This window comes from Streptococcus sp. CF8_Ac1-9, from assembly GCF_024295565.1.
In the GTDB taxonomy this organism is placed as follows: Bacteria; Bacillota; Bacilli; order Lactobacillales; family Streptococcaceae; genus Streptococcus; species Streptococcus parasanguinis_X.
The window spans coordinates 67,907-82,929 of the sequence record NZ_JANCOY010000001.1 but is presented as its reverse complement, the minus strand read 5'-3'; the positions used below and the strand labels follow the sequence as shown (position 1 = coordinate 82,929).

22 protein-coding genes and 1 pseudogene are annotated in these 15,023 nt (G+C 37.4%); 8 read left to right on the top strand and 15 right to left on the bottom strand.

All coding sequences use genetic code 11. The annotated features are described in order from the left end of the window. Nucleotides 1–89: 89 nt before the first annotated feature. The 10 genes from lacD to NML76_RS00395 form a co-directional block, all read right to left on the bottom strand. Entirely contained in the window at nt 90–1,070 is a 981-nt protein-coding gene (gene lacD, locus NML76_RS00440) for a tagatose-bisphosphate aldolase (protein WP_049484016.1), read from the bottom strand. A gap of 1 nt (nt 1,071) precedes the next feature. Then, entirely contained in the window at nt 1,072–2,001 is a 930-nt protein-coding gene (locus NML76_RS00435) for a tagatose-6-phosphate kinase (RefSeq protein ID WP_254729265.1), read from the bottom strand. 10 nt (nt 2,002–2,011) lie between these two features. Beyond that, a complete protein-coding gene (lacB, locus tag NML76_RS00430; RefSeq protein WP_003002763.1) occupies nt 2,012–2,527 on the bottom strand; it encodes a galactose-6-phosphate isomerase subunit LacB in 516 nt (171 codons plus the stop codon). 16 nt (nt 2,528–2,543) lie between these two features. Continuing rightward, nucleotides 2,544–2,969: a galactose-6-phosphate isomerase subunit LacA gene (lacA, locus tag NML76_RS00425; RefSeq protein ID WP_003007724.1), complete on the bottom strand. Its 426-nt coding sequence runs from the start codon at nt 2,967–2,969 to the stop codon at nt 2,544–2,546. Between the two features lie 202 nt (nt 2,970–3,171). Then, nucleotides 3,172–4,647, bottom strand: a complete 1,476-nt coding sequence (locus tag NML76_RS00420; protein ID WP_045759559.1) for a PTS transporter subunit IIC — start codon at nt 4,645–4,647, stop codon at nt 3,172–3,174. Nucleotides 4,648–4,741: 94 nt separating this feature from the next. Beyond that, nucleotides 4,742–5,047 carry a PTS sugar transporter subunit IIB gene (locus NML76_RS00415; protein ID WP_003002828.1) on the bottom strand — a complete coding sequence of 102 codons (306 nt, stop codon included), beginning with the start codon at nt 5,045–5,047 and terminating at the stop codon, nt 4,742–4,744. A 35-nt stretch (nt 5,048–5,082) separates the two neighbouring features. Further along, nucleotides 5,083–5,559, bottom strand: coding sequence for a PTS sugar transporter subunit IIA (locus NML76_RS00410; protein WP_023918370.1), 477 nt, complete (start codon nt 5,557–5,559; stop codon nt 5,083–5,085). Nucleotides 5,560–5,901: 342 nt separating this feature from the next. After that, nucleotides 5,902–6,648 (bottom strand): DeoR/GlpR family DNA-binding transcription regulator, encoded by a 747-nt coding sequence (locus NML76_RS00405; protein ID WP_023918371.1) that lies wholly within the window; start codon nt 6,646–6,648, stop codon nt 5,902–5,904. Between the two features lie 217 nt (nt 6,649–6,865). Then, nucleotides 6,866–7,225 carry an ORF6C domain-containing protein gene (locus NML76_RS00400; protein ID WP_254732400.1) on the bottom strand — a complete coding sequence of 120 codons (360 nt, stop codon included), beginning with the start codon at nt 7,223–7,225 and terminating at the stop codon, nt 6,866–6,868. Further along, nucleotides 7,222–8,133: a DUF3102 domain-containing protein gene (locus tag NML76_RS00395; RefSeq protein WP_254732398.1), complete on the bottom strand. Its 912-nt coding sequence runs from the start codon at nt 8,131–8,133 to the stop codon at nt 7,222–7,224. The genes NML76_RS00400 and NML76_RS00395 overlap by 4 nt, the downstream gene beginning before the upstream one ends. Nucleotides 8,134–8,192: 59 nt before the next feature. On the opposite strand from NML76_RS00395, the gene NML76_RS00390 reads away from it, so the two are divergent. After that, entirely contained in the window at nt 8,193–8,876 is a 684-nt protein-coding gene (locus tag NML76_RS00390) for a DUF4145 domain-containing protein (RefSeq protein WP_254732396.1), read from the top strand. Here NML76_RS00390 and NML76_RS10210 read toward each other — a convergent pair. The 3 genes from NML76_RS10210 to NML76_RS00380 are packed head-to-tail and all read right to left on the bottom strand — an operon-like array spanning nt 8,834 to nt 9,393. After that, a complete protein-coding gene (locus NML76_RS10210) occupies nt 8,834–8,968 on the bottom strand; it encodes a hypothetical protein (RefSeq protein WP_302851170.1) in 135 nt (44 codons plus the stop codon). The two genes, NML76_RS00390 and NML76_RS10210, sit on opposite strands and share 43 nt — an antisense overlap. A gap of 36 nt (nt 8,969–9,004) precedes the next feature. Beyond that, the gene (locus NML76_RS00385; protein WP_151378788.1) at nt 9,005–9,193 is read right to left on the bottom strand and encodes a helix-turn-helix transcriptional regulator; all 189 of its coding nucleotides are present in this window, start codon (nt 9,191–9,193) and stop codon (nt 9,005–9,007) included. Between the two features lie 11 nt (nt 9,194–9,204). Beyond that, a complete protein-coding gene (locus tag NML76_RS00380; RefSeq protein WP_151378787.1) occupies nt 9,205–9,393 on the bottom strand; it encodes a helix-turn-helix transcriptional regulator in 189 nt (62 codons plus the stop codon). A 189-nt stretch (nt 9,394–9,582) separates the two neighbouring features. On the opposite strand from NML76_RS00380, the gene NML76_RS00375 reads away from it, so the two are divergent. Then, nucleotides 9,583–10,377, top strand: coding sequence for a DUF4393 domain-containing protein (locus NML76_RS00375; RefSeq protein WP_254732394.1), 795 nt, complete (start codon nt 9,583–9,585; stop codon nt 10,375–10,377). 118 nt (nt 10,378–10,495) lie between these two features. On the opposite strand, the gene NML76_RS00370 is transcribed toward NML76_RS00375, so the two are convergent. Continuing rightward, complete coding sequence (locus NML76_RS00370) at nt 10,496–10,639, bottom strand: hypothetical protein (protein WP_254732392.1); 144 nt, start codon at nt 10,637–10,639, stop codon at nt 10,496–10,498. A 115-nt stretch (nt 10,640–10,754) separates the two neighbouring features. Between NML76_RS00370 and NML76_RS00365 the strand changes: the two genes are divergently transcribed. After that, complete coding sequence (locus NML76_RS00365) at nt 10,755–10,973, top strand: hypothetical protein (protein ID WP_151378785.1); 219 nt, start codon at nt 10,755–10,757, stop codon at nt 10,971–10,973. A 130-nt stretch (nt 10,974–11,103) separates the two neighbouring features. Here NML76_RS00365 and NML76_RS00360 read toward each other — a convergent pair whose 3' ends face one another. Further along, nucleotides 11,104–11,262, bottom strand: coding sequence for a hypothetical protein (locus tag NML76_RS00360; RefSeq protein WP_254732390.1), 159 nt, complete (start codon nt 11,260–11,262; stop codon nt 11,104–11,106). A gap of 457 nt (nt 11,263–11,719) precedes the next feature. On the opposite strand from NML76_RS00360, the gene NML76_RS00355 reads away from it, so the two are divergent. The 5 genes and pseudogenes from NML76_RS00355 to NML76_RS00335 all read left to right on the top strand — a co-directional run bounded on the left by NML76_RS00355 (nt 11,720) and on the right by NML76_RS00335 (nt 14,997). Continuing rightward, a complete protein-coding gene (locus tag NML76_RS00355) occupies nt 11,720–12,478 on the top strand; it encodes an XRE family transcriptional regulator (RefSeq protein ID WP_151378784.1) in 759 nt (252 codons plus the stop codon). 1 nt (nt 12,479) lies between these two features. Continuing rightward, on the top strand, nt 12,480–13,190 hold the full coding sequence (locus NML76_RS00350) for a hypothetical protein (RefSeq protein WP_254732388.1): 711 nt from the start codon (nt 12,480–12,482) through the stop codon (nt 13,188–13,190). Between the two features lie 20 nt (nt 13,191–13,210). Continuing rightward, nucleotides 13,211–13,342, top strand: a pseudogene (locus tag NML76_RS00345) (ImmA/IrrE family metallo-endopeptidase); the annotation flags it as partial. 14 nt (nt 13,343–13,356) lie between these two features. After that, entirely contained in the window at nt 13,357–13,851 is a 495-nt protein-coding gene (locus NML76_RS00340) for a hypothetical protein (protein ID WP_254732386.1), read from the top strand. 21 nt (nt 13,852–13,872) lie between these two features. Then, nucleotides 13,873–14,997, top strand: coding sequence for a hypothetical protein (locus NML76_RS00335; protein WP_254732385.1), 1,125 nt, complete (start codon nt 13,873–13,875; stop codon nt 14,995–14,997). Nucleotides 14,998–15,023 lie beyond the last annotated feature (26 nt).

Sequence of the window (15,023 nt, the reverse complement as noted above, 5' to 3'; positions counted from 1 at the left end):
AAAGCCTAAAAATAATGAAGAACATTGGAAGGAATTTCTTCCTTCCAATGTTCTAAATGTTGCTTTAGGAGGCAATAACGATTTGTTTCTTACACGCGTTCTGTCCAAGGTGTTGCCACTTTAGCCAAGACCGCATTCAATTCTTCAATATTTTGACGACCTTCTGTACGAAGCCATTCACGAGCAGCTGCTTCTCCATCTTTGATGTAAGCTTCTACTGAACCTGCCCATGTCGCACGTCCACAAAGGACACCGTTGAAGTTAGCACCTGATGCATGAGCAAATTCCAAAGTTTCTTGGAAGAGTTTTGCTGATACACCAGCACTGAGGTAGATGTATGGAAGGTTGGTTGCTTCTTCTTGTTCTTTAAAGAAGGCAGCCGCTTCTTCACGACTATAGACAACTTCACCTTCTCCAAATCCTTCCACGTAGTTGACATTAACTGGAACTTCTACTTTCAATACATCGATATTGAAACGAGGATCTGAGAAGACTTTCATAGCTTCAATGACTTTACGAGGTTTCACTTTTGCATATTCAGCAGAGGTTGCATCCGCAATTCCTTCGTCATAAGCCAAGATTTCAAGGAAGAATGGAATGTCTTCTGCCACACATTCTGAACCAATGCGTTCGATATAAGCTTGTTTTTCTTGGTTGAGTTCTTCTGCACTATCTACATCATAGTAGAGCAAGAATTTCACAGCATCTGCACCTTGTTCTTTGATGCGTTTTGCTGACCAAAGGTTCAAGCAGTCAGGCAAACGTTTGGTGCTAGATGTATCGTAACCAGTCTTTTCGTATGCAAGCAAGAGCCCAGCATCTTTGTCCAAGGCTTTCGTAGCAGGCAAACCATATTCTGGGTCCAACAACATTGATGAAGCATATTTTGTCAATTCATCTGCTACAAGAACTTTCAATTCTTCCATTTGTGCTACAGTTGGCTCAGTGTCCTGGTATTTGGCCATCAAGCGTTTCAAAGCCCCACGTTGGTCGAAGGCCAAAGCTGAAATAACACCGTCTTTTGTACTAAGACGTTCCAAATAGTTGCGTTTTTGTTCTGTTAATACCATTTTATACCTCTTTTACGATTAATTGTTGATACAAGGCATCATAGTGCCCCATGTTGACATGTCCTGTTTGTGCTTCTTGCGCATTTAACATTCCAAGAACATTTGCTTTCTTGAGCAAGTCTGCGTCACTCTCATGATGATAGAGACCAGATGCAATTCCTGCAACAGTCGAATCACCAGATCCGACTGGATTGACGACATCAATCTTAGGAATATCTACCTTATAGAAGACATCCCCGTGCTTCGCAAAAGCGCCATTTGCTCCAAGAGAGACTATCACCCATTCGATGCCATCAAAGAGAGCATCCTGAAGAATTTCTTTTAGGTCTTCCACATTCTTGCTCACTTCTTTTCCTAACAATTGAGACAACTCTTCATTGTTAGGCTTAATGACTGTAGGCTTGACATCTGCTTGAATCGCAGCTTCTAAAGAAGCTCCCGAGCAGTCGAGTACGACTGGTTTTCCAGCTTCCCTTGCAATCTTGACAAGGCTAGCATAATAATCCACTGGTAAACCAGCAGGAAGACTACCTGAGATCGCAACCACTTCCACTTGATCGATCAAGTGACGGTAATGGTCGAGGAAACCTTGCCCTTCTTTCTCAGAAATGGTTGGACCTTTTTCTAAGATTTCTGTTTGCTTGCCTTCGTGAAGGATGGCGATACAATTACGTGTATCTCCAGCAATTTCAAAGAAACGTTCCTCTATCCCTTCTCCTAAATGATCGAGAATGAATTGCCCCGTCCGACCACCAAGTAGGCCGGTCGCTGCCACTGGATCCTTTATCTCAGAAAGTACACGAGTAACATTAAGACCTTTCCCACCAGCTGTCTTACTCACCTCAGCCACACGATTGACTGTATCCAACTGGAGTACATCCAAAGGATAAGAAATATCAATCGAAGGGTTCATCGTGACCGTTAATATCATACGTCACCTCTTAGTCGTGGTATTCACCACGGTCCCATTTTTCAAGGAATTCTGTAAAGAAATCAGCATCCGCTTGATGAGCATTATGGGTTTCCACATGTTGGATCTTAGCGATCAATTTTTTATTTTCTTCAGTTGGTTTGTATTCAGCGTGGATGAATGCTTCAATGATATCGCACATGAGCAATTCACCCGTAATTTTACCACCAAACCCGATGACATTCGCGTTCAATTCTTCTTTTGCATAAAGAGCAGTTGTCATATCGCGTACTAAGGCAGAACGGATACCAGGTACTTTGTTAACAGCATTGTTAATCCCAACACCAGTACCACAGATACAAACACCAAGATCTGCTTGGCCACTTGCTACGGCTTCACCGACTTTCTTACCAAAGATTGGATAGTGGGTACGTGTATGGTCATAAGTCCCAAAGTCGAGCACTTCGTATCCTTTTGATTTCAAAAAATCAGAAACAGCCATTTTTTCATTTGTCACAATGTGATCACAACCAATTGCAATTCTCATTTGAATTCTCCTCTCATTAGCACATCTTATTCAACATATCAACACGGATTTGGTGACGGCCGCCGTCGTATTTACCATTGACGAAGCCTTTGGCAATGTTTTTCGCCAATTCATCCCCAACAATTTCAGCTCCCATGGTAATCATTCGAGAATTGTTGTGTCCACGTGTCATATAAGCAGAACGTTCATCTGAAACTTCTGCTGCCACCATTCCTTTGATTTTAGTCGCAACCATAAATGGACCAGCTCCATAAGCATCAATCACGATTCCAAGATTTTGATCGTTTTTGTTCACTTCGCTCGCAACTGCAAGTGTCACATCTACAAAATCTTGACCTTCAGCGGTTACATCCACAACATCGAAGTTTTCTTTTACAAGAAACTCTTTCACGAGATCTTTTAATCTTAATCCTGCAGCATCTGCACCAATTACAATAGACATGTCCTGTCCTCCTTTTGTTTGTTTCAGCAAATATTCCTGTTGTTAATTTTTCACAAAGAAACATTTTCTTACTTTTGATATTATATTACACCTATTTTGAACGAAAGTCAACATTAAATTGTTTATTTTCGAACATTTTTTAAAAATAAAAACACCATATCTAGAAAAGATATGGTGTCAGTTTTCAAACTACATGAAACGATTATTTTGCATTTGCAGCATATTCTTCGTTACGTTTGATCATTTGTTTTCTGTACCAAGCGAAGATTCCGATATAGAATGCCAAGAAGACAACTACACCAAGGATCGCTTTGATATCACCAGTTGTTGCGTTACCGATTGTCCAACCGAGCAATTTTTCAACTGGTCCTTCAAGAGTTGAGTGAGTGATCAATTGAGTAGAAGCTACCCCTTTAGGGAAGGCATCAACACTCTTAGCCAATTGAGTTGCAAATGGTGCAATCAATGTACCTGAAAGAAGGAAGAGTGGCAAGAGAAGGCTTCCGAAGATGATCATACGGATCAATTTACCGCGTGTTACAACCAACAAGGCTGGAGTTACACCCATAGCGATGATCCCTGCAAGTGGCAAGATACCATTTCCGACTTTAGAAAGAAGCACTGCTTCGATCAACATGATTGGTGCAAGTACGTTGGCACAAGCCCAGATTTCAGCACGACCAGCGATAAATGGCCAGTCCAAACCGATGTTGAATTTACGTCCTTGAAGACGTTTAGTAGCAACGTTTGTAATACCTTGTGACAATGGTTCTACCGCTGCGATGAACCAAGAACCGATCAATGAGAACAATTCCAAGCAGACACCGGCAGTCAAACCAAGGCTCAACCAACCTTTAATAACCAATTCCCATTTGTCAGCATCTTGCACGCCAGCAACTGGATGTGGAGTACCCATGATACCGATAACGATACCAAGAAGGAAACCGATAAAGAATTTAGATCCCCAGAAACCGATCTTCTTGTTCAATTTAGCAGCGTCGAAGTCGTATTTATCAAGACCTGGGAAGAATTTGTCAAAGATTTTATCCAAGACCATGATGATTGGGTTCATCATGTAGTTCATGTGAGTTGAAGTCATAGGTGATGAACTTGGTGCATTCAACAAATCATCAAATGTTGGTTTCATCAAGTCTGAGTTGATGATTTTCATAATCCCTACAAGGACAACTGCAAGAGTTGCCAAGAAGAGTGATAGACCTTGGCTGACACCGTTGTTGTCTGCATACCATTTGATCAAAAGACCAGTGATAGACAAGTGCCAGATATCGAAGATATCGACGTCAAGTGTATCAGTTTTCTTGATAGCAAGCATGATAACGTTGACGATCAACATAATCAACAAGAAGTAAAGTGTCCAGGCAGACCCCCAAGTGATGGTCGCAAGAGGTGCCCAACCAACGTCAGTGATATTCAATTGAATACCTGTGTTCTCAACGAATTTTGCAAGAGACGCTGAGAAAGCTCCATTCAACATACCGATGATGGCACCGATACCAGTAAGGGCGATGGCAAGTTTAATACCACCTTCAAGGGCTTTGGAGAATTTCACTCCAAACAAGAGAGCCAATAAAGTCAAGACGATCAACATGATGATCGGTGCACCCATGTCTAGGATGGGTTTGAAAAACTTATTGGCAAAATCAATAATGCCATTCATAATAAATCCTCCCGATTTATAATTTGTTATATTAGGCTTTAATCGTTCCCAATTTTATAATTGGATAACGCTTACAATCGTGTTTAAAAAAATATTAACTTAATCCATGTTCTTTAATAGCAGCTTCGATGTTATCAAAGACTGGCGCACTCATCGCTGGAATACGGAACAAGATTGGTCCTGCTTCTACCACTGGAATACCAGGATCGAATCCCAAATCAGTTGCAGCAATTGGAGTAAAGATGTCATAACCAGAAATCAAATCTTCATTGACGTCTTTGACCATGACAGCGTCACAACGCACATCATAACCACGGTTTGACAACTCTTCTTCCAACGCATTCTTAATTTGGTGGCTAGAGTTAACGCCTGCACCACAGGCAGCTAAAATTTTAATCATTTGGATGTCCTCCATTATAAATATTTACGAATGTTTTAGGAAATAGTTTCCGTAATGTATTGATAAAGCTTATCTTCACTATCTAATTTTGATAGAGCTTCGAGATTTCCATTGGATGTAAAGAAATCCATCAGTTGGGCCAAAATATTGGTTTGGCTTGAGCTCGTATTATTGATAATAAAGAATAAGAGTGAAACTTGAACTTCCTTATCTGGAGCAATCATATTATGGAAAGTTACCGGTTGATCCAAACGAACCACCACCACATTCTCAGTGAGATTATGGACAATGTCTGTGTGCGGGATCGCCACATTTGGTAAGTCTTTACCAAGAAATTCCATGTCTAATCCAGTCGGGAAAGACTTTTCACGCTCAATCAAAGCGGAACGATAGGTTGGTGTCACAATCTGTCGCTCTTCCAATAAGCTTGCTACCTGCTCAAAGAGATCGGTTTGATCCTTGGCATGTAGGCAAAACACAAGATCTTTGTTAAAGAGTTGATTTAATCCCATTGTTGCCACCTCCTTATCTAACTATTTATTTATGGCTTCAGTATATCACTATATTGATTGATTGTCAATCTTTTTTTGTCTAAATTTGTTCATTTTTGTTTATATATCATTCTAAAGCGCTTTCTATCCGTCATTTTCCAACATCATTAAATCAGTAAAAAGAGAGTGGGACAGAAATCGGTAATTCGTTAGAATTCGATTTCGTCGTCCCACCTCCGCACAGTTGAGTAGGGCTGTAAAAGCTGATGAAATCAGCGTAGTAGAGCCCACTCAACCACTGCGTCTTGCTCGACAATCCAAATACAATTGAGAGGCTAGGACTTTTGTCCCAGCCTCTTGATCTTAAATGATTTTCGTATACAAGGCGTATTTGTCTTTGATTTTCTTTGGAATACTATCATCGGTAATAATGGCATTTAGATCTTCCACGCGATAGAAACTGTAGAAAGAATAGCTATCAAACTTGCTGTTATCAGCTACCACATATTTCTCTATCGCATTGTTCAGAATAATGGCATTGCCATTTCCTTCTTCTTCATTAGCTGTAGAGACACTATGGCCATCGATTCCATTCACCCCGATAAAGGCTTTAGAAACCTTGATTTCTTTCAAGAGTTTATTGGCAAATTGACCGACAAAGGTTTGTGTCTTTACCCGGTAGCGACCACCAACTAAGATCAAGTCATAATTCGGGAAATCCTTGAGCTTCTCAAAAATAGGCAGGGAGTTGGTGACGATGCTAATTTCTTTCCCTTCCAAATAATCTCCGATAAAGTCTGTTGTTGTACCAGAGCCAATAAAGACGGTATCCCCATTTTCGATCAAGTCCGCACATTTTTTGGCAATGGTTCGTTTCTCATCAATATTGATCAGATTTTTTTCACTGTGTGAAGCTTCTAATAAGCTATCTTTGACTTTTTTGTGGGCCCCACCATGTACACGAACTAAAAGACCTTGTTTTTCAAGATCGATCAGATCGCGACGAATAGTCATGTCTGTCACCCCAAAAAGTTCCTTGAGCTCTTTGACCGATACCACACTTTTTCGATCCAGTTCCTGAAGAATTTCAACATGTCTGCTATCTTTCATGGTACTACTTCCATTCCTACTATATTTGTCTCTATTATACTACTTTTTTCAAAAAACACAAATTCAAACATTATATTAACAAGAGTAAACATGATATTTTTATAATAGATAAAAGAAAAAAGCCTTCCGTCAATCCGGAAAGCTTTGATTTATGCTATTTCTAGCTTCCTCACCTTAATATTTCAAGGCTCGGGATAAAAAGGTTCACTGAACCTTTTTATTTTGCGATTGGGTAAACAGAAACTTGTTCTTCATTTTTGCGTTTCAGCAAGTCATAGCGTGGAATGCGGAAATACTCTTTGAAGTCTTTGGCAGCCTGTGAAAATACTGACTGGGCAAATTTTCGATCCTTATAGGCTTGGCTATCTTTACCACCCAGCAATTCGACAACTTTTTGTTTTCGCATTTTTTCAAGCGCTAAACAAATTGACGGATTCACTGGTTGATCATTTTTAAAATAATCGACATCAGCTGATAAGATGGATTGCCCTTCTTTCAGCTTTTTTAGTTCCTGCAATGCATGGATCATTGTATCTTCCACTATTAATTCTGTTTGTGTCATAGCGATTTCGTTCATTGTTCAAATTCTCCTTCTAAAATGTTGCTTTCTTTGCGGATGTCGTTCAAGTCGTTAAAAAATCGAAGTCCACGGCTGATAAAGCTGTCAAACTCATTTCGGATGATTCCGTCTGCTTTGAGGACTTTCTCCTCATCTGCGTAGATCAGACCGCCCATGCTTGCCAAAAAGTCATTTCCTTTTTGCAAAAGACTGGTGATGTTTTTGTAAGCTGAAATCTGCTTCTGTACGGTGTTTAGTTGACCCCGTGATTCTTCAATCGCTCGAGTCAATTCATCGTACTGGGCAGATTTTTTATCAGCCTCTGCGCGCTGGGCCATCATCTCATTTAGTTTGTTAGTGATAAACTCTGAACGCTCCTCGATCGCTTTCATGCTGTCAGACAGCTCTTGATTCTTCAATAACAATCGCTTATTTAGCTCCCGTGTAGCTCCATAATCGTCTGGAACGACCTCCTTGATTGTTTCCCTCACCTCGACTTTAGAAGCCTTTAGTGCCTCATTCTCGTCCCGTAGAAGTTCATTCGCTTGTTGACTTAGTTTGAGTTTGTTCTTGACCTCTTTCAGCTCCCGAACTGTCGGAGTGTCGCCATCCTCGATCCGTTGGATTTGCTCCTGCTTTTCTTCTTCTGGCAGAGTTGCGATCAGGTAGAGGGCTGATGTTCCTAAGTCGTTCAACGTTGAACGATTTGAAAGTTGTTGAGCAATTGTCATCATCTTTCTGGCTTCACTATGAGAAATCTTGATGGTATCTAACCATTTACCGAACTCACCATGTGCAAGATTATGTACTTTCACATGGTTCAAGCGTCTACCGATTTCCCAAATGGACTGACCAGCAATTTGTTTGTGATGGCTGATTTCAAGTTCTATCTGAGATAGATTATTTGATAAAGTAATTTCGTTCACACGCTTTTTCCTTTCTAAATTTGATATAATAAAGATAATAATTTGATTGGAGATAAAATATGAAAACGGCTAGCGTTTCGTTCCATGGTGCAGGTCACCAGACAGTAAAATTTGAATACCCTGAATATTGCCCACATTGTGGAAAAAATATCTCGCCTGAAATAATATACGTTTCAGATAGCGAGGACAGTTACTCTAGTGGAGATGCTCGCTTTGTTGTTACTTTTCGTTGCTCACGCTCAGCTTGTAAAAAATACTTTGCTGTCGAGTATATTTTCACATCTAGATCTGAACTTTGTTCAATTGCTAAATACAGCTACCGTCCACCTATCAAAGTAAAACTCCCTGAAAATATAGAAAAAGTTTCTCCTGTTTTTGTCGAAATCTATTCCCAAGCAACCGTTGCTGAAGCTGAGGTATTGAATCAAATTGCAGGCGTCGGCTATCGTAAAGCGGCAGAATTTCTCATAAAAGATTACGCAATATCTAAAAATAAAGACGATGAAGATAAAATTAAAGCGATTATGCTTGGACAAGTAATTGCTGAATACTTAAACGATTTTCCGAAAATTCAAGCCTTGGCAAAATCTGTTGCCTGGATCGGTAATGATGAGACTCACTATGTCCGCAGGCATGATGACAAAGATATCCAAGATTTAAAGAAATTCATTCTCTCAGCAGCTCAATTTATCGCAGCAGATTACGACGCTGATGAAGCATTGTCTTTCACTTCTTCTAATTGAGAAACCTTAATATCCAATTCATCCAACTTCTCAGCAATATATGTCACGGTCCTCAGTATTTCATTGAGGGCTGTTCTTTCTAATTTATTCATAAATTCTCCTTTCTTAAATTTCATGTTTCGTGAAGTTTAGGGTGTAAATATATCGCCCAACTCTTTATTGAAATGTCGAGCGATTATGAACATCTCACTTTGAGTGAAGTCCGTCTTCCCTAATTCTTTATTTCGATAAGAAACTTCACTTTTATTTATCAATTTTGCCATTTCTCTTTGAGAAAGGCCGTGTTCTTTTCTCAACTTATATAGCAGAATCTGCATTCTTTCACCTCCTATCTAAATTCGTCCAAGCTGACCTCCAGTGCATCAGCTATTTTTTTTACAGTATCAAAATACAAATCTTTCAATTCTCCATCTCTTAAACGATAGATACCAGCAGGCCCGATACCTGCTTTTAAACAAAGTTTATAAACTGTCCAATTTCTTTCTGAAATTTTTTCAGATATTTTTTTCCAAAGCATAGCCTTTTTCTCCTTATCTAGCTTTATTTTTTTACCTTTTGTGCTTATATATGCTATTGCACTATATATTGTGCTGGTTTTAGATTAAATCCCTTGTTTGTACAATATATTGACAAGCATTGTTTTTAAGAATATAATACAATTATGATTGTCCGATAAAATAACTTTATAAAATGACCAGGAGATCCTATGAATATTATTGACCCAAATGATCCGCATTTTGTCTCTCTCCCAATTTCTCACGAAACAGGAGATGCTCTTGCTAAACCTATCGCCACCTCTATCGGAGAGGCTAGTAAAACTCTACTAGATGGAATCTTCCATCTTGCATTAGATCCAGTGAGAAAATTTAACATTCAGCGTGAATCAGATTTAGAACATTTTAAGCAAGAGATACAATATTCTGTAAAAAACGTACCAGAAGAGTTCCACGATGATTCAAAAATCGGACTGGTACTAAAAGCAATTGAAGATTCCAGATATCAGTTAAACGATGAAGAAATTCGTAATATGTTTACAAAACTAATTACTTCTACCATCGACTGTCGAACAAATTCCGGCATAAGCCCTAAATATAGTTCAATTATTGCTGATATGACAGTTGCAGAAGCAAGGTTATTAAGAGATATCTACTTCAATAGAGGATCTGTCGTTCCTCTAGTTAGTTTAAAAATAGAAAATAAATCTGACTATTCTTCAAGAAATTTAGGGCAAGATTTTTTATTATTTGATAATTATTCAGATAATCAAAAAATGTTAGATTTATCATTACTTGAAAGCTCAAATTTAATAAGATTTCATAGGAAAACACAATTAGTACACCCACACTTCACGAACATCATAAATACTTTCACAAACACTTTTCCAAACAATCTAAATGATTTACTACCCAATTTATCAGACGACGAAGAAGTTGTATTTGAACATTCTCACTACTCTTTGACCGAACTCGGAGAATCTTTTTGTAACATAGTTTTTAATTGAAGATAAACAAGAACTCTGTCTTCAATTTTCTTTAGTTCCTTGGCTAAATACCGACTATAAAGATTTAAGAAAATAAAAGTTATTAGCATATTTGTCAAAATCGTCAAAATAAATACCATTATCTCGTCTCACTTTCTAGCGCCCTGAGTTCTATCTCATGGGTGACTTGTTTTAATAGCTTTTCACACGCTATTTTAGCTTCTCTGTATGTTTTAGATTCGCTGATAAAGTAATCAGCCAGCTCTATGATTTTATCCTCCATTTAACCTCCTATATCATTCTTAAGACGGATGATATTTTCTCCTTGATTGCTATAATATATTTGACTGAGACCTCTCACCGTTTTAGTCAAAATTCTAATAGAAAGGAGGAAAACTATGCCACGATTACGACCTAGACCTCAAAAGAATTGTTTTAGCTATGGATGGGATCATTTAGATTCTTTTATTCAAGATGTTCTAAGCGATCCATCGTTTAAAGTTTGTTGTGTAGACCCTGCAATATATTCCATCCCTAAAGATGAAATCATTTCAGAGTGTACCAGCGCTGGCTATACAGTTGAAGAACGTGAAGATGGTATCTTGAATATTTCATGATTTGCTAGACTTGTCACTTGAGATTCAAGTCTACAGATTCGTGTTAGGGAGTCTATCGGATTTTCGATAGGCTTTTTTTCTCCACTATACGGATATCGTTTTGGTTTCATTCTGTTTTCCTCATTCTACACTATAAAACTTGATCCTTCGCATCAAGAACACCACGAAGATAAAAAATAGCTAGATCTTGTTGACGTTGCAATTCAATGACTTCTTCAATTTTTTTATTAATTAGTGCAACAGTCCTCAACACTTCATTGATGGCTGTTTTTTCTACTTCATTCGCCATTTTTCTGCACCTCCTACTTAATTAAATTTAAGATTACAATTACAATAATCACTCCTACAGCGATTAAACCACCGATTTCCCATCTTTTGTCGTCCATTGCTTTTATCTGGACAGTATGCTAAACTTAAGTCGTAGGGTCGGGGCTTGCGCCCCTCCTACAACTTCGTGCGTAACTCTTATTTAAATAAGAGTTGAAGTATCACGGCGATTAGTGCTATGATCGCCGATATGACTGTGGCTCTTGGTTGTGTCAACCAAGGGCCTTTTTTCTTTTGCCTTCGGTTCAGCATACTGTCCTTCCTTTCTTTTGTTTTGGTTAATTCCTTAACCTTGACTATATTATGCTTCACGATTCGTGAAGCATCAATAGTTTTTTATCGAAAAAATAAAAAAACTTTTCAAAACGTGAAGTATTTGTTATAATTTACCTATAAATTGGACAAAAAAGGTGATGAATATGACTGATCAAGAATTAGCCATTTACATTGGGTTAAAAATAAAGGAATTTCGTGACCAAAGAGGTCTGACTCAGAAGGAGTTAGCTGATCTAATCGAAATGGGAAATACAACAATAGCTAATTACGAAAAAGGTTTTAGAACTCCAAAGAAGAATACTTTATTTAAAATAGCGAACGCACTTAATGTCACTATAGATGATCTGTTTCCTATTTTAAAACAATCAGATAACTCGATTATTGAAAGTGTTGAAGAAATACTTTCTCAACTCGACCCAGAACCATACCAGCGTAATGTACTGACTTGTGCCGAGAGGCAACTTGAGGAGCAAAAACAAGCTAAGAAGAAACTTGCTGAAGTCCATGAAGTGTCTGTTCAGTACTTCGCATACAACTACTACGACCAGCCTGTTTCTGCTGGTACAGGACAATATCTAAATGAGGTACAGATAGAGACAATCCAGCTACCAGTTAAGGTGGACGCTGACTTTGTCTGCCCAATTTACGGAGATTCGATGGAACCAGAATATAAATCTGGGGACTATGTCTTTGTTAAATTGACTGTAGAGCTTCCAAGTGGTACGGTTGGAGTATTTGACTACGAGGGGGAAGCATACATCAAACAACTCATAATAGAGAAAGATAAGGCATATCTGAGAAGTTTTAACAAAAAATACAAAGATATACCGATCAATTCGGGCAGCGATTTCAGAATAATCGGTAAAGTCGTGGATGTGTATAGGGAAAAAAGAGAGAAATAATATGGGATTTTTTGACTTTCTCTTTAAAAAGAAAGAAAAAAGAGTCTTGCCAGAAAGAGTGAATGTCACAACAACCATTTATGCTGGCCCAGACTACTATACAAAGGAATATGTAGATTTACTTTTGACTAGACCAACAATGCAAGATTTTTGGGATCGGTCTTTTGATTCACCTCGTTATACCGATAGTTTTCAGACATCGGAAGGCTATAAATTGAGAGAGTTGCTTCTGCTCGTCTGGTGGGGAAATACAAAAACAGGCAGAAAATCATCTATAACCATCCCTAAATACTTCTTCTCTGACTACAACCTAAATGCAGAAAAATTGACAAAGGAATTTAAAGATAAGGGCTTGTTATTGGACGATGGGGAACGGACAAAACCGAGCCAAGAAGGTAAAGAGATTGCTGATAAATACCATGCTCTATGGGAAATACACTCTATAAAGAATTTTCCAGTAAATCTTGATGTCGATTTCCCTAACTGGAACAAGCAGGAATTTGAAATAAAAATCCTGAGATCAGAACTTGCTTATTATAACGAGCATGCTCGCTTTTGCAGAAATATCATCAATTACTTTCAGGGTATCAATGGGTACAGCATTTATAGCGATATAAATGACGAGGTTAATTATTACATCAATAACCTGAATAGCGATGTTGCAAAGATAAACGACCTTACAGAAAAGATCCAAATTTTAGAAAACAAATAAAAAAGCCACCCTTGTAAAAGCTGGAAGAAGAATTACAATTAATGGAAGATGTCAGGGATTTCAATTACATAAAATTTATGGAAAAGTACAAATTAAAGACCATTGCTGATGAAACAATGGTCAAAGATGAGTATAATTCACTAATTAGTTAAATAGGAGGATTCAAATGAAAAAAAGTAAGCCTTTTTATAAGCAAATTTGGTTTATTATATTTTCTATTTTGGTTATTATTGGCGGTATAGGTTCTCTAACTAAACCAAAATCAAAAACTACAAGTAGCGCAGAAACTCCTACCACTACTAAGAAAAACACTTTTATAATGACAGATGAACTCGGGGAAGAATTCGCAATTTATTTACGAAAAAATGCTGAAGTCTTAGACCGTGGTAATAAAATAGAGTTTATTACAGGTGGAAATACTAGTATTGTTTCAGTCCGTGTTGGAGAGGCGTGGAAATATGAAAGTGTAAGCCGTAAAATCTATCTTGCCAATTCATTTCTTAAACAAAAAAATGAGCTGTTTAAAAAATGGGCAGCAGAAAATAACTATGAAGTTAACCTAAATAAAGATAACCCAGAATTAACAGTTAGAGTTTCTGACGCAGATAAAACAACGATTGCCCAAGAGCATAATGGCAAGATGAAAATAATTAACAATTAGTTGGAATGAGGAAAAAATAATATGGATAAAAAAATTGAACTGATCGAACTTAAATCTAATACCAGATATTGGCTAGTACGTGCAGATGGGGGTAAGTATTACGAACATTTTAAGCATCATAGTTTTATTTCTGTGCACCATAATGAAATAACATTAGAGAAATTACAATCATCAACTTTATTGTTGACGAAAGAAAAAAATATCGAGTACTACAAAATGCAAATTTTGGCTGAACACAAAGATGACAATTGGACAAAACACAAAATAGCATTTGCTGCCAATAGATTATATAGTTTTATTGAAGAAATGACAATAGGGGACTATGTTATTGTCCCTTCGTATAAATCAAACTATTTTTTAATTGGACAAATCACAGGAGAGGTGAAAGAAGTTCACTTACCTGAAGAATCATCTCTCAATTATGAATTTGATACTACTACTGATTCAAAAAGAAGGAAGATCAAATGGATTAACGAAGTCCCTAGAAGAAAAATTAATCCTAAATTTCTATATAGTACTCTAACAATGCACCAATCAATTATTGAAGTTACACAGTATTCAAAATATATTGACGGTTTAATTTCTCCTCTCTATCTAAAAGAAGGTAAATTGAATCTAAAGCTGAATGTAAATACAGAAAAACCTATTACATCACAAATGTGGAAAAGCCTATATTCTGTAATTGATCTTATCAGGAATGAAAAACTAGATGAAGAAATAACGGTTACTACAAATGTGGAAAGTCCTGGCGATATTAATCTAACCACAATTGTCAAATTTGTTTCTGATCATAAAGATTTTTTAAATTATGGTATTTTATCTTTGGCTGTACTTTTTGGAGACGTAGATATTAAAATAGCTAAAATAAAGGGTGTTGTACCTACTCTGATTTCTATTGGTGAAAGATTGGAAGAAAAAAGAAAACTTAAAATTGAAAATGATAGTGCAATGATAGATCTAGAGACAAAAGAAAAAGATGTCGAATTGCACGACATCGAAAGAAGAATTCAAATTAAGGAAGCAGAGAATAAACTGTTGGAACTGTCTTTAAATGATTCTCATCAAATTCGAGAATTAGATATTACTATTGATTCTCCCAATGTATCCTACGCAAACGAAGACCAAACGCAAACGGATTCCGAGTAGATATTGGATGTGGAATAATTTTTAAA